This is a genomic window from Rhodanobacter humi, assembly GCF_041107455.1.
In the GTDB taxonomy this organism is placed as follows: Bacteria; Pseudomonadota; Gammaproteobacteria; order Xanthomonadales; family Rhodanobacteraceae; genus Rhodanobacter_A.
Genome location: NZ_JBGBPY010000001.1, coordinates 191810 through 210942, shown reverse-complemented (window position 1 = coordinate 210942; position 19133 = coordinate 191810). Strand labels below are relative to the sequence as shown.

General features: G+C 67.2%; 13 protein-coding genes and 1 pseudogene. 7 read left to right on the top strand and 7 right to left on the bottom strand.

The window, feature by feature from the left end; translation table 11 throughout:
* The first annotated feature begins 46 nt into the window (after positions 1-46).
* The 5 genes from AB7878_RS00940 to AB7878_RS00920 all read left to right on the top strand — a co-directional run bounded on the left by AB7878_RS00940 (position 47) and on the right by AB7878_RS00920 (position 6396).
* A complete protein-coding gene (locus tag AB7878_RS00940; RefSeq protein WP_369492561.1) occupies positions 47-1012 on the top strand; it encodes a LysR substrate-binding domain-containing protein in 966 nt (321 codons plus the stop codon).
* Positions 1013-1137: 125 nt separating this feature from the next.
* Positions 1138-2283, top strand: coding sequence for a pyridoxal phosphate-dependent aminotransferase (locus tag AB7878_RS00935; protein WP_369492560.1), 1146 nt, complete (start codon positions 1138-1140; stop codon positions 2281-2283).
* 2 nt (positions 2284-2285) lie between these two features.
* On the top strand, positions 2286-3086 hold the full coding sequence (locus tag AB7878_RS00930) for an amidohydrolase (protein WP_369492559.1): 801 nt from the start codon (positions 2286-2288) through the stop codon (positions 3084-3086).
* A 625-nt stretch (positions 3087-3711) separates the two neighbouring features.
* A complete protein-coding gene (locus AB7878_RS00925; protein WP_369492558.1) occupies positions 3712-4701 on the top strand; it encodes a peptidoglycan-binding protein in 990 nt (329 codons plus the stop codon).
* Positions 4702-5028: 327 nt separating this feature from the next.
* The gene (locus AB7878_RS00920; RefSeq protein ID WP_369492557.1) at positions 5029-6396 is read left to right on the top strand and encodes an FAD-binding oxidoreductase; all 1368 of its coding nucleotides are present in this window, start codon (positions 5029-5031) and stop codon (positions 6394-6396) included.
* Here the strand turns inward: AB7878_RS00920 and AB7878_RS00915 are convergent.
* Entirely contained in the window at positions 6354-8915 is a 2562-nt protein-coding gene (locus AB7878_RS00915; RefSeq protein WP_369492556.1) for an ATP-binding protein, read from the bottom strand. The two genes, AB7878_RS00920 and AB7878_RS00915, sit on opposite strands and share 43 nt — an antisense overlap.
* A gap of 123 nt (positions 8916-9038) precedes the next feature.
* Here AB7878_RS00915 and AB7878_RS00910 point away from each other — a divergent pair, with 123 nt between their 5' ends.
* Complete coding sequence (locus AB7878_RS00910; RefSeq protein ID WP_369492555.1) at positions 9039-9656, top strand: hypothetical protein; 618 nt, start codon at positions 9039-9041, stop codon at positions 9654-9656.
* A gap of 48 nt (positions 9657-9704) precedes the next feature.
* Here AB7878_RS00910 and arsC read toward each other — a convergent pair whose 3' ends face one another.
* From arsC to AB7878_RS00890, 4 genes and pseudogenes are all read right to left on the bottom strand, one after another.
* Complete coding sequence (gene arsC / locus AB7878_RS00905; RefSeq protein ID WP_369492554.1) at positions 9705-10043, bottom strand: arsenate reductase (glutaredoxin); 339 nt, start codon at positions 10041-10043, stop codon at positions 9705-9707.
* A pseudogene (locus AB7878_RS00900) lies at positions 10040-11448 on the bottom strand (pseudouridine synthase). Before AB7878_RS00900 ends, arsC begins: the two are co-directional and overlap by 4 nt.
* Positions 11449-11460: 12 nt before the next feature.
* Positions 11461-12312: an SMC-Scp complex subunit ScpB gene (gene scpB / locus AB7878_RS00895; RefSeq protein ID WP_369492553.1), complete on the bottom strand. Its 852-nt coding sequence runs from the start codon at positions 12310-12312 to the stop codon at positions 11461-11463.
* A 17-nt stretch (positions 12313-12329) separates the two neighbouring features.
* Complete coding sequence (locus tag AB7878_RS00890; protein ID WP_369492552.1) at positions 12330-13289, bottom strand: segregation and condensation protein A; 960 nt, start codon at positions 13287-13289, stop codon at positions 12330-12332.
* A 720-nt stretch (positions 13290-14009) separates the two neighbouring features.
* On the opposite strand from AB7878_RS00890, the gene AB7878_RS00885 reads away from it, so the two are divergent.
* Complete coding sequence (locus AB7878_RS00885) at positions 14010-14372, top strand: PilZ domain-containing protein (RefSeq protein ID WP_077485156.1); 363 nt, start codon at positions 14010-14012, stop codon at positions 14370-14372.
* A 91-nt stretch (positions 14373-14463) separates the two neighbouring features.
* On the opposite strand, the gene AB7878_RS00880 is transcribed toward AB7878_RS00885, so the two are convergent.
* Both AB7878_RS00880 and acnA read right to left on the bottom strand, forming a co-directional pair.
* A complete protein-coding gene (locus AB7878_RS00880; RefSeq protein WP_369492551.1) occupies positions 14464-16143 on the bottom strand; it encodes a long-chain-fatty-acid--CoA ligase in 1680 nt (559 codons plus the stop codon).
* Positions 16144-16310: 167 nt separating this feature from the next.
* Positions 16311-19064, bottom strand: a complete 2754-nt coding sequence (acnA, locus tag AB7878_RS00875; RefSeq protein WP_369492550.1) for an aconitate hydratase AcnA — start codon at positions 19062-19064, stop codon at positions 16311-16313.
* Between the last annotated feature and the right edge of the window lie 69 nt (positions 19065-19133).

Genomic DNA, 19133 nt, shown 5'->3' with positions numbered 1-19133 from the left:
ATAAGCCGGCAAAACTTGAACTGGTCGTTCTGGAAAGGAAACGCTCATGCTGCAGTTGAATGGCGCCTTGCAGGATCTCAATGACCTGTATTTCTTCGCGGCCGTGGTCGAGCACGGCGGCTTCTCCGCGGCGGGACGGGCGCTGGGCGTGCCCAAGTCGCGGCTCAGCAAGCGGGTGGCGCAGTTGGAGGACCGGCTCGGCGTGCGCCTGCTGCAGCGGACCACCCGCCGCTTCGTGGTCACCGAGGTGGGCGAACGCTTCTACGCGCATTGCCGCGCGGTGCTGGAGGAGGCACGCGCCGCGCAGGAGGCGGTGGACGAGCTGCGCGCCGAACCGCGCGGCGTGGTGCGCCTGAGCTGCCCGGTGTCGCTCACCCAGACCATCCTCGCCCACGTGCTGCCGGACTTCCTGACGCAGTACCCGCGGCTGCAGGTGCGCGTGCTTTCCAGCAACCGCCGCGTCGATCTGCTGGGCGAAGGCTACGACCTGGCGATCCGCGTGCGCAGCAAGCTCGACACCGACGCCAACATGGTGGTGCGCAGCTTCGGCCAGTCGCGCGTGCTGCCGGTGGCCAGCCCTGCGCTGCTTGATGCCTTGGGCCGACCGCAGCATCCCGACGAACTGGCCAAGCTGCCGGCGCTGTCGATGCAGGAACACGAAGGCCCGCAGACCTGGGAGCTGATCGACGCGGCCGGCGAACGCGTCAGCGTGGAAGTGCAGGCGCGCCTGATCTGCGGCGACTTCGCCGTGCTGCTGGAAGCGGCGCGCCGCGGCATCGGCGTGACCCTGCTGCCGGAGTTCGTCTGCGCGCCGGCAGTGACCCGAGGCGAGCTGGAGGTGCTGCTGCCGGAATGGAGCGCGCCGGAAGGCACCATGCACTTCATCTATCCCAGCCGCCGCGGCATGCTGCCTGGTGTGCGCGCGCTGGTGGACTTCCTCGCCGAACGCTTGCCCGCGACCACCTTGCGCAAGCACGAAGAGTGCAAGACGCGCGCGTTGCCCGATCTGTAGGAGCGCACCCTGTGCGCGAAGGCCCTGACGCTGATCGGAGCAGGAGCCTTCGCGCACAGGGTGCGCTCCTACAGCGGCTGCATGCGCATGCTACGCTTTCGTTTGGACTTCCATATGGCGGCACGATGAAGATCGACACCAAACTCCCCAAGGTCGGCACCACCATTTTCAGCGTGATGAGCCAGCTCGCGCTGGAGCACAAGGCGGTGAACCTGGGCCAGGGCTTTCCCGATTTCGAACCGCCGCAAGGGTTGCGCGACGCGCTGACGCGCGCGATGAACGCGGGGAAAAACCAGTACGCGCCGATGCACGGCACCGCGCCGCTGCGCGAGCAGATCGCTGCGAAGACCGCGCGCATGTACGGCCATCGCCCCGACGTGGATGCCGAGATCACCGTCACCTCAGGTGCCACCGAGGCGCTGTTCGCGGCGATCGCCGCGGTGGTGCGCGCAGGCGAGGAAGTGATCGTGTTCGATCCCGCCTACGACAGCTACGAACCGGCGATCGAGCTGCAGGGCGCCAAGGCGGTGCACCTCCCGCTGATCGCCCCGGCTTTCTCGGTGGATTGGCAGCGTGTGCGCGATGCGGTGACGCCGCGCACGCGCATGATCCTCATCAACAGCCCGCACAACCCCTCGGGCGCGGTGCTGTCGGCGGCCGATCTCGACGAGCTCGCCGCGATCGTGCACGACACGGATATCGTGGTGCTGTCCGACGAGGTGTACGAGCACATCGTCTACGACGGCCGGCAGCACGAGAGCGTGCTGCGCCATCCGGAACTGGCCGCGCGCAGCATCGTGGTCTCCTCCTTCGGCAAGACCTACCACTGCACCGGCTGGAAGCTGGGCTACGCGGTGGCGCCCAAGGCGCTCACGGCGGAATTCCGCAAGGTGCACCAGTACCTCACGTTCTGCAGCTTCCATCCCGCGCAGGCCGCGTTTGCCGACTTCCTCGCCAGCGATCCGCAGCACTACCTGGAACTGCCCGCGTTCTACCAGGCCAAGCGCGACCGCTTCCGCGCGCTGCTGACGCCCTCGCGCTTCAAGCTGCTGGACGTGCCGGGCGGCTACTTCCAGCTGGTGGATTACTCGGCGATCCGCGACGAGGATGATCTTTCCTTCAGCCGCTGGCTGGTGGAAGAGGGCGGGGTGGCGGCGATCCCGCTGTCGCCGTTCTGCGAAACCGCGCCGGGCACACGCCTGTTGCGCCTGTGCTTCGCCAAGAGCGACGCCACCATGGAGGCGGCCGCCGAGCGGCTGTGCAAGCTGTGAGTTTGCAGCCGCTGAGGGTCGCGCTGGTGCAGGGCGCCACCCGCTGGCACGACGCGCCGGCCAACCGCGACTACTACGGTGCCTTGGTACGCCGTGCGCGCGGCAGCGACCTGATCGTGCTGCCGGAGACCTTCCTCTCCGGCTTCAGCAACGACACTCGTGCCAGCGCCGACACGATGGACGGCGAGAGCGTGGCGTGGATGCGCGCGCTGGCGCAGGAAGTCGGCGCCGTGCTGTGTGGCAGCCTCGCCATCCGCGAGGGCGACACCGTGTACAACCGCCTGATCTGGGCGCGCCCGGACGGCAGCTTCGAGCAATACGACAAGCGCCACCTGTTCCGCATGGCCGGCGAGCACACCCGCTACGGCGGCGGCAGCGAACGGCTGATCGTGGAACTCAAGGGTTGGCGCATCCTGCCGCAGGTCTGCTACGACCTGCGCTTCCCGGTGTGGCTGCGCAACCGCCGGCTGGCGAGCGCGGCGGCCGGCATGGATTACGACCTCGCGATCTTCGTGGCGAACTGGCCCGCGCCACGCCGCCAGCCCTGGCGCACCCTGCTGCGCGCCCGCGCGATCGAGAACCTCAGCTACGTGATCGGCGTGAACCGCGTGGGCGTGGACGGCAACGAGCTGCCTTACGCCGGCGACAGCGCGGTGCTCGATCCGGTGGGCGAAGCGCTGGTGGAATGCGGTGCGCTGGAACAGGTGGCCACGCTCACTCTCGATCCCGCGCCGCTGCTCGCGCACCGCGAACGCTTTCCGGCGTGGATGGACGCCGACGCGTTCACGCTCGAATCCGGCTGACTCTGCATCATCGCGTATTTGCGTGAATGCAATCAGCGCGAAAGACGAGAAATGTAGGCAAATCCTGACGTCGTCTGTCTGCTTAATCCGGGCGACGTGACGATGTCTGCATTTGAAGAAATTTCGAGATCAAAGCGGGTTGTCGCGCTTGATATGCGCGCCTCGGATAACTTAGCCTTGATGACACGCCGCTGCCGGCGCGCAATGCGTGGTGTCGGCAGTGCTCAGGGGGAAAGCGCCATGGTGGTGCTTCAAGGAAGATCATGTTGTTCATGGACGTATCAGACAGGACGACCTGCGTCGTACCGGTGAGGGTCGAGTCCCGCGATTTTGCCGCGGTGAGACACCGGGAAGCCTTGTATCCGCGCGTGCCAGGTTTTCCAACGGCACCCTCGGACCATTGCCCGACACCTTGCAGTCGGCGTGGCAACCGGAGCTGTGTCGGTTGTCTGTCTCAAGCAGCCACCCGTTCATCTGATTTGTCGATATGACGCTCGCCGGCACCGGTGAATGCGCATTCGCGAAGCCTTGCCTGTCTGTTTCAACAAAGGGGAACAAAGAAGTCCGAGCCTGTCTGTGCGCATCCAATCGTTCAACACAAGGAGTTGTCATGAGAATTGATTCTATGAAGCCGGTCCTGCTGGCGCTTGCAGTAAGTTCGTCGCTGTTGGTTTGCGGCTGTTCCGACATGGCTGTCGGTGGCAGCAAGAATCCGGTCGGCGGGTCGGCAGGCGGTGCTGCGAGTGCCAATGCCGCCAAGACGCTCGAGCATTGCGATCGCCCGCTGGGCACGATTGCAGTCGAGGAAGATACCGGCCAGTCGTGGTACATCATCCTGACGACCCAGTATCACTTGCCCGCGGCGACACCGCTGATCCGTTTGATGATTCAGCAGAGCAATTGCTTTGTCGTGGTGGATCGCGGTCGTGCGATGAACTCGATGATGCAGGAGCGCGATCTCGGCGCTTCGGGCGAGCTGCGTAACCGCAGCAACATGGGCAAGGGGCAGATGGTTGCTGCCGATTACGTGGTCACGCCTACCATCCAGTTTTCGCAGAATACGGGTGGCGGCGCCGCTGGTCTGGCGGGTTTGCTGCCTTACGGCGCGATCATCGGCGCCGTGGCCGGATCCATGAAGACAAGTGAAGCCTCCACAACGCTGATGCTTGTCGATACGCGCTCGGGCGTGCAGGTGGCTGCGGCGGAAGGCAGCGCGAAAAACACGGACTTCGGCTTCGGCGCGCTCGGTATCGGTGGCGGCGGCGCCGGAGCCATGGGGGCGTACAGCAAGACACCGCAAGGCAAGGTCATTGCGGGGGCTTTCCTCGACTCCTACAACCAGTTGGTACAGGCTGTTCGCGCATACGCGCCGCAACATGTTGCAGGTGGTCTGGGTACCGGCGGCAAGCTTGCAGTGGACGGCTCGACCCAGTCTGCCGACGACTTTTCCCTGGCCGACGCCCAACGCAAGCTGGCCGGACTGGGTTTGTACACCAGCAAGGTCGACGGCCTTTCCGGCCCCGGCACCTCGGCAGCAATCCGGAAGTTCCAGAAGATTCGCGGGTTGCCGGTCACGGGTGAGCTGGACGAGGCGACAATCGGTGCGATGAAGTAGCCGGATGGCCAAGCCGGCATGTCGCCAAGATTGATCTCGACAAGCGCGCCAGATCGGGTATCGCGAACACCACTTCCGGCGGACGGCCGATCACGGCCTTGCCATGGAGCGGCCACGATGGGGTGTTTGATCGCGATGGGGGGCACAGCCATCGCCGCGATGAGCGCACCCACACGCGATCCGTAACCGGATCGGTCCACCCGGTTACGGCCGGGTGGACCTCTCGCCAAACCCCAACGCTTTCATCATGTTTGCCGCTTTCGCCTGATGCATGATGCCGACCGGCCGGCAGCGTGCCGTGTCGTCGTCGCGAAAGGGGAGAGGGTCATGCCCACCGGAATTGCCTGGCAGGAGTTGGCCGAGGGGTTGCGGGGCCGCGTGCTGCAGCCCGGCGATGCCGAGTACGAGCGACGCCGCCGCGTGTGGAACGGCGCGATCGATCGTCGCCCGCTCGCCATCGCCCAATGCCTGGATGCCGACGATGTCGGTGCCGCGGTGCGGTTTGCCGCCCGCGCCAGCCTGCCGATGACCGTGCGCGGCGGCGGCCACAACGTGGCCGGGCTGGCCGTGCGCGACGATGCGCTGATGCTGGATCTGGGTGCGATGAACCGCATCGAGGTGGATCCGCAGGCACGCATCGCGCGCGTCGAGGGTGGCGCGCTGTGGCGGGACGTGGACGCGGCGACGCAGCCGCACGGCCTGGCCACCACTGGTGGCTTTGTCTCCACCACCGGCGTGGGCGGCTTCACCCAGGGTGGCGGCGTGGGTTGGCTGATGCGCCGCTGCGGCCTGGCTGCCGACAACCTGATCGAGGCGGACGTGGTACTGGCGGACGGCCGCAGCGTGGTGGCCAGCGAGCGGCGGCACGCCGACCTGTTCTGGGCCCTGCGCGGCGGGGCGGGCGGGTTTGGGGTCGTCACGCGTTTCTGCTATCGGCTGCATGCGGTCGGCGAGGTCTATGCCGGCGTGGTGTTCCACCCCGTCGAGGCGGCCCCGGGCCTGTTGCGCAAGTTCCGCGAATTCACGCCGGGCGCGCCGGAGGCCCTTGTCGCGATGCTGGTATTCACCACCGCGCCGCCCTTGCCGTTCCTGCCACCCGAAGCACACGGGCAACGCGTGGTCGCGCTCGCCTGGTGCTGGAGCGGCGAGCCCGAACAAGGCCCGCTGGTGCTGGCGCCGCTCACGAACCACGGCCAGCCCTTGGGGCGCCACGAAGGCGTGATGCCATACGCCGCGTGGCAGCAGGCGTTCGACCCTTCCGCTCCAGCGGGTGACCACTATTACTGGACGACCTCGCAACTCGATGCGCTCGACGACGCACTGATCGGCGCCCTGGTTCCGCTGGCGGCCACGCCGCCGGATCCACTGTGCGAAGTGCACGTGCACCACATGGGCGGTGCCGTGGCCGCCGTTCCCGGCGGTGCCACGGCCTTCACGAACCGCGATGCGCCATTCTTCGTCAACGTGATCGGCCACGCCGGTGCGGCGGAGCGCTTCACCGCCGTGCGCGACTGGACACGCGGGCTGCGCACCGCGCTCGCCCCCCACGCGCGCGCCGGCATGCAGCCGAATTTCACGGGCGAAACGGGCGACCTGGGCAAACTGGCGCATGATTCCGCCACCCGGGTGAAACTGTCCGCGTTGCGCGCGCATTACGACCCGTACGGCTTGCTCGCTCCGTTGCGCGATGCCTGAGTCGTCACGGTTTCCGCCAGCATCATGCGTGCTTCGGCCACGACGTCCTCGAAGCGCGCAGCGGCGCCAGCCTGCTGCACGCGCTCGAATTCCGCGGCCCCCAATGCGTCCTGTGCTTTCCGGGCGACGGCCTGCTGCGCCTTCCGCCATTGCGGCATCAGCGGCGCGCCGGTCCAGTCGCGCACCTGCGCGGCCGCGGCCAGGAAGCGTGCGGCTCGCTCGAATCGGCCGCATTCGGCGGCAACGTACGCCATGCCTTCCACGCAACCCGCCGCGCCACGCCAGTTCTGGATCGGGATGAACACATCCAGGTCGGACAGCCAGTCTTGCGCGGCGCCCCGCCAATTCCCCAGATAGAAGCGCTGCAGGGCGCGATTGATCAGCGCGTAGGCCCGCTGGAAGGAATCGTTCCGCGTGGACAGGTCGTCCACCGCCTCGCTCATGCTCGCTTCCGCTTCGCGGTGGCGATCGTTCAGGGCCTGGACTATGCCGCGACTCAGCAGCGCATTCGAATGAATCCAGCTGTCGTTGTGCGCCTCGGCAATCTCCAGCGCCGCCCTTACGCACGGTTCGGCGCCCGTGAAATCCCCGCAGGTGGCGAGTTCGAAAGCCAGGATCGCCTGGCCTGCACCGGCCAGGAACGCGTCTCCCAGGCCGGAGGCGAGCGCGATGCCTTCGCGCAGGCGCGCTCCGGCATGCGCGTGATCCAGCGACTGGTGCAGCACCATGCCAAGCGCGATCGAGGCGCGGGCGCGGTACAACGTGGGTGAAGGGTCCTTCTGCAATGCCTGTTCCAGCCATTGCGCCGGTTGAAGAAAATCACAGGCCCCGCGGAAATACCAGCAGAGATTGCCGACCACCGCGAGCGCACCCTCGGCCAGATCCGGTCGCGTCGACGCATGGTCGAAGGCAGCATGCAGGTTGGCGCTCTCACGCCTGACGCGGCCGACCCAGGGTTTGTGGACGTCGCTCAGGATTCCGGCATTCACGCGCTCGGTGAAATCGACGAAATGCGCCAGGTGCGCATCGCGTGCACGCGCCTCTTCGCCGTTTTCGACGAGTCGCTCCAGTGCGAACAACCGCACGCTGTCGAGCAGCATGTAGCGCGGCGGGTTGACGCTTGCATCGAAGGCGAGCAGGGACTTGTCGATCAGGCCGCCAAGCAGGTCGAGCGTCTGCGCATCATCCATCCCGAACGTCGCACCGATCACGTTCGCGCCGCCCAGGGTGCAACCGCCGTTGAAGACACCCAACCCGCGCAACAGGGATTGCTCGCCCTCGGACAGCAGCGCGTAGCTCCATTCGATCAGCGCGTACAGGGTTTGATGTCGTGCCGGTCGGTTCGGGCTGGTTTCGGCAAGGCTGAGCAGGTGGTCGTTCAAGCGCGCCAGCAGTTGCTCGGGACTGAGCATGCGCAGGCGCGCCGCGGCCAGTTCCAGCGCCAGGGGCAGGCCGTCGAGGCGACGGCAGATTTCCGCGATTACCGCGGCGTTCGACGGCGTCAATGCGAATCGGGTGGAGACCGCGCGCAGGCGCAGCAGCAGCAATTGCACGGCCGGCACCTGCATCAATTCGGCAACTTCGTCGCAGGTGCTCCATGCACCCGGCGGCGGGACCGCCAGCGGCTCCAGCCAATGCAGCGATTCGTCGGCGCAGTTCAGGCGGCGCTGGCTGGTCACCAGCACGTGCAGCGATGCGCATGCGGCCAGCAGGGCGCTGGTCAGTGTCGCGAGCGGTTCCGCAATCCGTTCCGCGTTGTCGAAGAGCAGCAGTGCCTTGCGCCGTTGCAGCAGCTCGCACAGCCGCGTGGTCAATTCGTTCCCGTCGAGGGTGCCGCGGATATCGAACATGGCGGTCACCCGCTGTACCAGCGCTTCTCCCGTGGCAAGCGGCGTGCAGTCGAACAGCCAGACGCCATCGGGGAAATCCGCCGCGCAAACCCGCGCGGTTTCCACTGCCGCCTGGGTCTTGCCGATGCCGCCGGGGCCGGCGATCGTCAACAACCGGTGCCCGCGCAATGCCTGCACCAGCTCCTCGATGTCGCGCTCGCGGCCGACCAGTTGGCCGGAGCGTTCCGGCAGGTGGGCCTGTGCGGGCGGGGTGAAGCGCAACGCGGGTTGGACTTGCGCTTGCGGGTGGACATGCAGGGGCGCGATGAAGCGGTAACCGAGTCCGTGCACGGTCTGGATGCAATGCGGGTTTTCGCTGTCGTCGCCCAAGGCTCGGCGCAGTTGCGCGACGAGGCGGTTGAGCGTGCCCGGCGTGACATAGGTGTGGCCCCAGACGGCGTCCAGCAATTCGTCGCGGCTGCGCAACTGGCCCGGGTGGGCGAGGAATTCCAGCAGCACGGCGAAGGCCTTCGGCTCGATCCCGACCTCGCAGCCGTCGCGTGTCAGCCGATGGGTGACCGCGTCGATCGCCACGTTCGCAAACGCGAACCTGGCGGGCGCTTCCGGGTGCGTCGAGATCCTGTCGTTTCCCATGGTGCAGACCGTCGCCGTGGTTCGGCTCACCGCCATCGCGGGAACTTCGATTCTCGCGATTCCCTCGCCGAACCATCATGACTCAAGCCCCTGTCGACGCGCAGTTTATCTCCGGGCCGCACCGCGGGTGCCACCCCATCGACCATTGAGGGCAACGCCATGAATACTCGCTTGCACACCGTTCTCGCGCTGACGGCGATCGGTCTGTCGACCGTGTTTTGCCACAACGCAAAAGCTTGCGGAATCGGCGACGCAACGGCGGCCGGCCCGGTTCCGCTGCTGCCGGCCGGCCTGTCCAACGCCATGGCTGCAAACGCGGCCAAGGTCAGCCTGCAGCAACTCGTGCCCGGCATGACCAACCCCCTGCAGGAACTGGAGCCGATCACGGGCCTGTACCGCTTCACCTTCACCGCCAAGGGTGATCCGGGCATACGCGACGGCACCGTGCTGGACCAGGGCTTCGCCACCTGGCATGCCGACGGCACCGAGCTCATGAATTCCGGCCGGGCGCCGATGACGCAGAGCTTCTGCATGGGCGCCTGGACGCGGACGGGGCCGCAGACCTACCGGCTCAACCACTGGGCGTTGGGCTGGGATCCGACCGGCAAGACCTTCATCGGCCCGACCAATATCCGCGAATACATCACGCTGGATCGCAGCGGGAACAGCTACTTCGGCAATTTCACGCTGACCCAGTATTCCCCGGACGGAAAGACGGCCGAAGGCGGCGTCAAGGGGCTCGTCTCGGCGACGCGCGTGACGGCCGACGGCGATTGAATCGCGGGCAACGAAGCCTGGCGAGGAAAGCCGCGCCAGGCTTCGCCCTCAGAGGATGGCCAGTACGGCCTCCGGCGGCCGGCCGATCGCAGCCTTGCCGTTCGCGACCACGATGGGGCGCTCGATCAGGATCGGGTGGGCGACCATCGCGGCGATCAGGGCGTCATCGCCGAGCGCGGGATCGGCGAGGCCCAGTTCCTGGTAGACGGTCTCGCTCGTGCGCAGTAGCTGGCGCGCGGGAATGCCCAGCTGCTTGAGCAACTGCTTCAGTTCGGCAGCGTCCGGTGGTGTGTCGAGATAGTTCACCACCTCGACCTCGCGGCCTTCCAGCAGCGCCAGCGTGGCGCGCGACTTGCTGCAGCGGCTGTTGTGGTAGACGCGGATCATCGGTTGCCGGAACGGTTGCCGCCGCTGCCGCCGCGTCCGTGCGGGCGATTGCCGCTGGGACGGCCGCCGCCGTGCGGCGGGCGGTTGCCGCCCGGCCCTGCGGGCGGCCGCGACCGCCCGGGCGGGCTTCGTTGCCGTGGCTGCTGCCGTGGCCGCCGCCGAAACCGCCGTAGGGGCTGGCTGGTGCGAAGCCGGCCTGGCCAGTGCCGGCACGGGCGCCGCCGGGTTTGCTGCCGCGGCGCTTGCCTGGCGCGCCGGCCGGGCGTGCGGCGCCGTCGCGGCTGTCGCCGGCGAACCAGGTACGCACCGAGGGCAGTTCCTGGCCCGGCGCGACGCCGCGCCTGTTCTTCTTGCGGAGGCCGGCGCCCGGGCCGCGCTCGGGCCGCGCCACGTTGCCGTTCACTTCGCGGCCGGGGGCGCGCTGTTTCTGGCGGCCGCGCGGCGGTTCCTCGCGGATGCGGTCGTAGGCGCGCAGCTCGCGCGCTTCGTCGTGATGGGCGCTGCTCCAGCCGCCGGTGGCGCCGCTTTCGGGGCGGTACTCGGTGACGTTGCGGCTGGCGCGGCGCTGGTGCAGCACCGGACTCAGGGTGAGCACGGGCTGCGGCGCGCCAAGGCCGGCGGTCTGGCGCAGCTGCTTCACGGCTTCCTCGTCCAAGGTGGCGCAGTCGTCGCGGCGCAGGGTGCGCGGCAGCTCGATGCTGCCGTAGCGGATGCGCTTGAGCCGGCTGACCAGGAAACCCTGCGAATCCCACAGCCGGCGCACTTCGCGGTTGCGGCCCTCGCGGATCACCACGCGGAACCAGCTGTGGCTGCCACCGCGGCTGATCACCGCGATCTCGTCGAAGCGGGCGGGGCCGTCTTCCAGTTCCACGCCGGCCTTGAGTTTCTCGATCACCTCGTCGGGCACTTCGCCGTGCACGCGGCAGAGGTATTCGCGCTCGATGCCGCTGCGCGGATGCATCAGCGCGTTGGCCAGCTCGCCGTCGGTGGTGAGCAGCAGCAGGCCGGTGGTGTTGATGTCGAGGCGGCCCACGGCGACCCAGCGCGCGCCCTTCAGGCGCGGCAGCTGCTCGAACACGGTGGGGCGGCCTTCGGGGTCGTCGCGGGTGGTCAGCACGCCCTCGGGCTTGTGGTAGATCAGCACCTCGGCGTCGCCGCGGTTGTCGGTGGCGATCACGAACTGCTTGCCGTCGATCACCACGCGGTCGCCCGCGTGCACGCTGGTGCCGATGGTGGCCGGGCTGCCGTTGAGTTCGATCTCGCCGGCCTGGATGCGCTGTTCCAGCATGCGGCGCGAGCCGAGGCCGGCGTTGGCGAGCACCTTGTGCAGGCGCTCCTCCAGCGGCGCGGCGTCGCTGGCCGGCGCGCGCTTGAGGGATAGGGTGGATTTTTTCGGCGCAGTCATGCGCGTTGCTCCTCAGGAATTCTGTGCGGTTGTGTCGTCTTCGACATCCGCGGGAGCCGCTGCCTCGTCGGCAGTGGCGGATTCGGGTTCGTTGTGTGCGCTCGCCTCGTCGGCATCGGCGTCGGCGGCAGACGCGGCTGCCTCGGTGTCCGCCGCGGCAGCGTCGGCTTCGTGCCGCGGCACTTCATGCGTATCCGTTGCCGGAGCGGCTTCGGCGATTTCCGCCGCGGCATCCTCGGCCGGGACTTCCTCGTCGATCTCCTCGTCCGGATCGATCGGCAGGTCCTTGATCACGCGGGCAGGCAGCGGCGTCTGGTCGAAGCCCATCTGCGGGTCTTCCATGTCGCGGATCTCGGACAGCGGCGGCAGCTGGTCCAGCGACTTCAGATTGAAGTAGTCGAGGAAGGCGCGGGTGGTGCCGAACAGCGCGGGCTTGCCGGGCACGTCGCGGTAGCCGACCACGCGGATCCACTCGCGCTCCTCCAGCGTCTTGACGATGTTGCTGGATACCACCACGCCGCGGATCTGCTCGATCTCCGGGCGGGTGATCGGCTGGCGGTAGGCGATCAGCGCCAGCGTCTCCAGCAAGGCGCGCGAGTAGCGGCTGGGCTTCTCGGTCCACATCCGCGAGATCCACGGATGCACTTCCTGGCGCACCTGGTAGCGGAAGCCGGAGGCGATCTCCTTCAGCTCCACGCCGCGACCCTCGCAGTCGGCGGCGAGCGCTTCCAGCGCGCGAGCGATCTGCTCGTGGCCGACCTCGTCGGTTTCGGCGAACAGGTCGCCGAGCTGGGCGACGGTCATCGGCTGGCTGGCGGCGAGCAGGGCCGCCTCGACGATGAGTTTGAGTTGCTCGATCTGCATGGGCCTTCGGTGCCGATTCAGTGAGTGCCGCTGTTGCTGGCGTCCGTGGTCTCGAACGCCGATTCCTGTGTGGCGGGATCGTCCGCTCCGTCGCCTTCCGCCGCGTCGACGAGTGGCTCCTCGCCGTGCTCCACCCGCGCTTTCAGGTAGATCGGCGCCAGCGGGGCTTCCTGCACGATCTCGATCAACATTTCCTTGGCCAGCTCCAGCATGGCCAGGAAGGTGACCACCACGCCGAGCCGGCCTTCGCTGACGTCGAACAGCGTCTCGAAGCGGTGGAACGCATGGCCTTCCAGCTTGCCCAGCAGCTCACCCATGCGTTGGCGCACGCTGAGCGCCTCGCGCTTGATCGCGTGGTGGCCGAACAGCTCGGCGCGGTGCAGCACGTCCTTCAGCGCCAGCAGCATTTCCTTGAGGTCCAGCGGCGGCGGCAGCTTGATCACGTTGCGCTCGCCGGTGTCGGCCTGCACCGGCGCGGTGTCGCGCTCCATGCGGGGCAGGGCCTCGATGTCCTCAGCGGCCTTCTTGAAGCGTTCGTACTCCTGCAGGCGACGCACCAGTTCGGCGCGGGGATCCTCCTCGACGCCTTCCTCGGCGGGCGGCCGGGGCAGCAGCAGGCGCGACTTGATCTCGCCAAGGATCGCAGCCATCAGCAGGTACTCGGCGGCCAGCTCCAGCCGCATCGTCTCCCGCATCATGTCGATGTATTCCATGTACTGCCGGGTGATCTCGGCAATCGGAATGTCCAGGATGTCCAGGTTCTGCCGGCGGATCAGGTACAGCAGCAGGTCCAGCGGGCCCTCGAACGCTTCCAGGAACACTTCCAGCGCGTCCGGCGGGATGTACAGGTCCTGCGGCATCTGCAGCACCGGCTCGCCGCGCACGACCGCCAGCGGCATTTCCTGCTGCTGCGGGGGCGCCGCGTGGCTGTCCTGCGATACGACCGGGCTCTGCGGCCCGACTGGCTCGTTGCTCATCGATGCGTGTCGTTGGGCCGCTACGCGGCCGGCAATGCGTCTGGATTCATCATGGGCGAAACGGTTGCCTCGCAGGACGATCCGGGCCGAACCCGTGCATGGATCGTGGCGCCGAGGCGGCACTTCGGTAAAGCGGTTTCGCACGATGCCTTGTGGACAATGTCCGACTCCCCCTTGTCGCCGCCGGCGTGACGAAGCCGCGTGTCGCGGTTCGATCAGGCGTGCGGGCATTGCAGCCAAGTGCCGGCATGGAACGCGGATCGCGTCTGGCGGGAACAAGGCGATGCGGTGACGAGCGCGACGTCACCGACAAGTTGGACGATCTGCCTGGGGCATCGGGTGGGCGCCATCGCTGCGGCCGATCGACTGGTCGGCTTCTGATCGTGGCGCCACGCGTGAGTGACAGAGTAGCGACTGGCTGGCGACAAGTCCAGCGCATGCACGGCGCACCGCGCGCGAAACGGGCGGCCGGTCGGCGGGTACAATGCCGGGGTTGCACGCGGAGATGCGATGCGATCCGGCAAGCCCCAAGTGACCCTGTGGGTCCGACACGGCGAGCAGGCGTCAGTCGTCGTGGACGGAAACGCGTGCGAAAGGGCGCAATGCGCGGTGATATGGGAGCTGGCACATGGCTTGCTTGGGTGTGATCGCGGACACCATGCGAAGTTGGGCCGCGGGGGCCGCCACGGCGGCGGGGAAGCAACACACAAGGAGCGCAGCATGGCGAAGGACGACAACAAGCTGAGTGGCGAATCCGAACGCCTGCGTCCGGCGCGCATGCAGATCGAGACGACCGTGCTGATGAGCCGCGGCGTCGAATCGCATCCCACCGAGCTGGTGGACATTTCCGCGACCGGCGCACTGCTGCGCCGTCCGCTGGGCTGGGGCGGCGAGGTGGGCCAGACCTGGCTGCTGGACATGATCTTCGGCAGCGACCTGCACATCCATCTCGAAGCGCAGGTGGCGCGCGTCGCCGACCACCACATCGGCTTTTCCTACGTGTGCATCCCGGAGGACAAGCAGGTGCCGCTGTGGAACCTGCTGGGCGGCTACGCGGACATCCTCGAGTCCTGGAAGAACTGAGCGCGCGGCAAAACCTTCATCTCGACCCGTCCCAGGCTGAAGCGGCCAGGGAGACGGGGTCGCAAGCGCTTCCCCGAATCCCGAGTCCCGATCAGCGATTCTTCTTCTCGTCGCGCAGCTCGCGCCGCAGGATCTTGCCCACGTTGCTCTTGGGCAGCGTGTCGCGGAACTCGATGAACTTGGGTCGCTTGTAGCCAGTGAGATTGTCGCGGCAGAACTGCTTGAGCGCGTCCTCGGTGAGGTTCGGGTCCTTGCGCACCACGAACAGCTTCACCACTTCGCCGGAATGCTCGTCCGGCACGCCCACCGCGGCCACCTCGGCCACGCCGGGGTGCTGCATCACTGCATCCTCGACCTCGTTCGGGTACACGTTGAAGCCGGACACCAGGATCATGTCCTTCTTGCGGTCGACGATGTACACGTAGCCGTCGGCATCCATCTTCGCAATGTCGCCGGTGTGCAGCCAGCCGTCGGCGCCGAGCACCTTGGCGGTCTCGTCGGGGCGGTTCCAGTAGCCCAGCATCACCTGCGGGCCCTTCACCATCAGCTCGCCCACTTCGCCGATCGGCAGCGGCTGGTTTTCTTCCGACCAGATCGCCACCTCCGTGCTGGGCAGTGGCAGGCCGATCGAGCCGTTGTAGTCCATGAGGTCGGTGGGGTTGATGCAGACACCGGGCGAGGTTTCGGTGAGGCCGTAGGCTTCCGACAGGGGGCGGCCGGTGACCTTCTTCCAGCGCTCGGCGACGGCGCGCTGCACCGCCATGCCACCGCCCAGCGAGATCTTCAGGTGCGAGAAATCCAGTTCGGCGAAGCCGGGCGTGTTGAGCAGGCCGTTGAACAAGGTGTTGACCCCGGGCAAGATCGAGAAGGGAAGCTTCTTCAGTTCCTTGACGAAGCCGGGCATGTCGCGCGGGTTGGTGATCAGCACCGTGTGCGCGCCCAACCGCGGGAACACCATGCCGCAGGCGGTAAGCGAGAAGATGTGGTACAGCGGCAGCGCGCCGATGGCGACTTCGCTGCCCGGCCGCAGCGCCTCGCCGATCCAGGCGCCGACCTGCAGCATGTTGGCGATCATGTTGGCGTGGGTCAGCATGGCGCCCTTGGCCACGCCGGTGGTGCCGCCGGTGTACTGAAGGAAGGCGATGTCGTCGTGGCCAAGCTCCACCGGCGGCAGCGGATGCGCGGCGCCTTGCGCCAGTGCGTCCCTGAAGCGCACCGCCCGCGGCAGCTGGTAGGCCGGCACCATCTTCTTGACGTGCTTGAGCACGAAGTTGACCAGCGCGCCCTTGGGGAAACCGAGCAGGTCGCCGATGCCGGTGGTGACGATGTGCTTCACCTCGGTCTCGGCCACCACCTGCTGCAGCGTGGCGGCGAAATTGTCGAGCACCACGATGGCCTGGGCGCCGGAGTCTTCCAGCTGGTGCTTCAGCTCGCGCGCGGTGTACATCGGGTTGGTGTTGACCACCACCAGGCCGGCGCGCAGCGCGCCGTACAGGGCGATCGGGTACTGCAGCACGTTCGGCAGCATGATCGCGATGCGATCGCCCTTGCCGAGCTTGAGCACGCCGGTGAGGTAGCCCGCGAACTGGCGGCTGAGCGCGTCGATCTGGCCGTAGCTGAGCGCCTTGCCGAAATTGGCGAATGCGGCGTGGTCACGGAAGCGCTGGAACGATTCTTCCAGCACGGCCACCACCGAGGCGTAGGCATTCAGGTCGATCTCGGCGGGCACGCCTTGCGGATAGTGGTCCAGCCACGGACGCTCGTTGCTCATGTGCTTGTTCGACTCCTGAATCGTGGCCGCCAAGGCGAAGGATGGCGACGCCCCCTGCGGGCATTGGAGCATGCGCGCGCGTATGCGGCAAGGCGCGGCGAGGCAGAAAAAAGCCGCCCCGAAGGATCGGGGCGGCTCGGGTTTCCCGCGTGTCGCGCGGGCTTGCGTCAGGCGGCTTTCTTGCCGGCCAGCTGCCGCAGCACGTACTGCAGGATGCCGCCGTGACGGAAGAAGTCGCGTTCCTTCGGGGTCAGCAGCATCACGTTCACGCGGAACTGCTTCTTGCTGCCATCGGCGGCGGTGGCGGTGACCGTGGCTTCCTTCGCGTTGCCGCCGTCGAGGCCGGTGATGTCGAAGGTCTCGTTGCCGGTCAGGCCCAGCGATTTTGCATTCTCGCCATCCTTGAATGTGCACGGCAGCACGCCCATGCCGACCAGGTTGGAGCGATGGATGCGCTCGAAGCTTTCGGCGATCACCGCCTTCACGCCCAGCAGCAGGGTGCCCTTGGCGGCCCAGTCACGCGAGGAACCGGTGCCGTATTCCTTGCCGGCGAACACCACCAGCGGGGTCTTGCTCGCCTTGTACTTCATCGCGGCGTCGTAGATCGCCAGCTGTTCGCCGCTGGGGACGTGGCGGGTGAAACCGCCCTCGACGCCATCCAGCATCTGGTTCTTGATGCGGATGTTGGCGAAGGTGCCGCGCACCATCACGTCGTCATTGCCGCGGCGCGAGCCGTAGGAGTTGAAGTCCTTCGGTTCCACGCCGCGACCGATCAGGAACTTGCCCGCGGGCGAATCCTTCTTGATCGAGCCGGCCGGCGAGATGTGGTCGGTGGTGATCGAGTCGCCGAACAGGCCCAGGCAACGCGCGCCGTGGACGTCCTCGACCGGGGTCAGCGCCATCGTCATGCCGTCGAAGTAGGGTGGGTTCTTGATGTAGGTGGAGGCTTCGTCCCACGCGTACAGGGCGCCATCCGGCGAGGCGATCGCGGCCCAGCGTTCGTCGCCCTTGAATACGTCGGCGTAGTTCTTCTTGAACATTTCCGAGGTGACCGCGCTGGCCATCAGGTCGCTGATTTCCTGGTTGGTCGGCCAGACGTCCTTGAGGAACACGTCCTTGCCGTCCTTGTCCTTGCCCAGCGGATCGGTGGAGAGGTTCACGTCGAGCGAGCCGGCCAGCGCGTAGGCCACCACCAGCGGCGGCGAGGCCAGGTAGTTCATTTTCACTTCGGCATGCACGCGGCCTTCGAAGTTGCGGTTGCCGGAAATCACCGCGCCCACGGCAAGGTCGCCGTCGGCGATGCCCTTGCTGATTTCGGCGGGCAACGGCCCCGAGTTGCCGATGCAGGTGGTGCAACCGTAGCCGACCAGGTAGAAGCCGGTCTTCTCCAGTTCGGTCAGCAAGCCGGTCTTTTCCAGGTAATCGGTGACGACCTTGGAGCCCGGGGCCAGCGAGGTCTTCACCCACGGCTTGGCCTTCAGGCCGCGCGCGGCAGCCTTCCTGGCGACCAGGCCGGCGGCCAGCATCACGGCCGGGTTGGAGGTGTTGGTGCACGAGGTGATCGCGGCGATCACCACCGAGCCGTCGCCGATGCGGAAGCTCTGGCCGTTGTGTTCCACCAGCACGCCGGTTTCGCCGATCGCATTGGCGGGGTTGCCGATGGCTGCCGCGCCGCCTTCGTTGGTGAAGCGGTCGACATCGCCGTTGCCCTTGCGACGGTTGGCGGTCAGCGTGCCCACCGTTCCGCGGAAATTCTGCTTGACGTCGGTCAGCAGCACGCGGTCCTGCGGGCGCTTCGGGCCGGCCATCGACGGCTTCACGTCGGACAGATCCAGTTCCAGCGTGGCGGTGAATTCGGCGTGCGCGCTGTTCTCGTCGTGCCACAGGCCCTGGGCCTTGGCGTATGCCTCGACCAACGCGACCTGGTCGTCGCTGCGGCCGGACAGGCGCAAGTAACGCAGTGACTCGGCGTCGACCGGGAAGATGCCGCAGGTGGCGCCGTATTCCGGCGCCATGTTGCCGATGGTGGCGCGATCGGCCAACGCCAGATGCTGCAGGCCCGGGCCGAAGAACTCGACGAACTTGCCGACCACGCCCTGCTTGCGCAGCATCTGCGTCACGGTGAGCACCAGGTCGGTGGCGGTGGCGCCTTCCGGCAGACGGCCGGACAGCTTGAAGCCGACCACCTGCGGAATCAGCATGGAGGAGGGCTGGCCCAGCATCGCGGCTTCGGCCTCGATGCCGCCCACGCCCCAGCCCAGCACGCCCAGGCCGTTGATCATGGTGGTGTGCGAGTCGGTGCCGAACACGGTATCCGGGTAGGCCCACAGCTGGCCGTCGACTTCGCTGCCCATGACCACGCGGGCCAGGTGCTCCAGGTTCACCTGGTGCACGATGCCGGTGCGCGGCGGCACCACCTTGAAATCGGTGAAGGCCTTCTGGCCCCAGCGCAGGAAGCTGTAGCGTGCCTGGTTGCGCTCGAACTCGATGGCGACGTTCTTTTCCAGCGCGTCGGCGCTGCCGAACACGTCGACCTGGACCGAATGGTCGATGACCAGTTCGGCCGGCGACAGCGGGTTGATCAGGGTGGGATCGCCGCCCAGCGCCTTCATCGCGTCGCGCATAGCGGCCAGGTCGACCACGCACGGCACGCCGGTGAAATCCTGCAGCAGCACGCGGGCCGGCATGAAGGCGATTTCGGTATCCGGTTCTTTCTTCGCGTCCCACGTGGCAACCGCTTCGATCTCCTTCGCGGTGACGTCGGTGCCGTCCTCGTGGCGCAGCAGGTTCTCCAGCAGGATCTTCATCGAGTACGGCAGCCGCTTCAGGTCGAAGCGCTGGCCCAGCTTGGCCAGGCTGGCAAAGGCGTACTTCCTGCCGTTGACCTCGAGGGTGTCGCGTACGGAAAAGGTGTCTTTCATGGGGACGTGCTCCTGGCTGAATCCTGCGGCTGGGATGGCTGAACGTTGGCGATGGGGTAGTCGCCGACC

What these genes read in the sequence shown, in the direction of transcription:
- AB7878_RS00925 (WP_369492558.1), top strand. Translation starts at nt 3,712, where the DNA reads ATGAAGCCGGTCCTGCTGGCGCTTGCAGTAAGTTCGTCGCTGTTGGTT.
- AB7878_RS00910 (WP_369492555.1), top strand. Translation starts at nt 9,039, where the DNA reads ATGAATACTCGCTTGCACACCGTTCTCGCGCTGACGGCGATCGGTCTG.
- AB7878_RS00920 (WP_369492557.1), top strand. Translation starts at nt 5,029, where the DNA reads ATGCCCACCGGAATTGCCTGGCAGGAGTTGGCCGAGGGGTTGCGGGGC.
- AB7878_RS00940 (WP_369492561.1), top strand. Translation starts at nt 47, where the DNA reads ATGCTGCAGTTGAATGGCGCCTTGCAGGATCTCAATGACCTGTATTTC.
- AB7878_RS00890 (WP_369492552.1), bottom strand. Translation starts at nt 13,289, where the DNA reads ATGAGCAACGAGCCAGTCGGGCCGCAGAGCCCGGTCGTATCGCAGGAC.
- AB7878_RS00880 (WP_369492551.1), bottom strand. Translation starts at nt 16,143, where the DNA reads ATGAGCAACGAGCGTCCGTGGCTGGACCACTATCCGCAAGGCGTGCCC.
- AB7878_RS00935 (WP_369492560.1), top strand. Translation starts at nt 1,138, where the DNA reads ATGAAGATCGACACCAAACTCCCCAAGGTCGGCACCACCATTTTCAGC.
- scpB (WP_369492553.1), bottom strand. Translation starts at nt 12,312, where the DNA reads ATGCAGATCGAGCAACTCAAACTCATCGTCGAGGCGGCCCTGCTCGCC.
- acnA (WP_369492550.1), bottom strand. Translation starts at nt 19,064, where the DNA reads ATGAAAGACACCTTTTCCGTACGCGACACCCTCGAGGTCAACGGCAGG.
- AB7878_RS00915 (WP_369492556.1), bottom strand. Translation starts at nt 8,915, where the DNA reads ATGGCGGTGAGCCGAACCACGGCGACGGTCTGCACCATGGGAAACGAC.
- arsC (WP_369492554.1), bottom strand. Translation starts at nt 10,043, where the DNA reads ATGATCCGCGTCTACCACAACAGCCGCTGCAGCAAGTCGCGCGCCACG.
- AB7878_RS00885 (WP_077485156.1), top strand. Translation starts at nt 14,010, where the DNA reads ATGGCGAAGGACGACAACAAGCTGAGTGGCGAATCCGAACGCCTGCGT.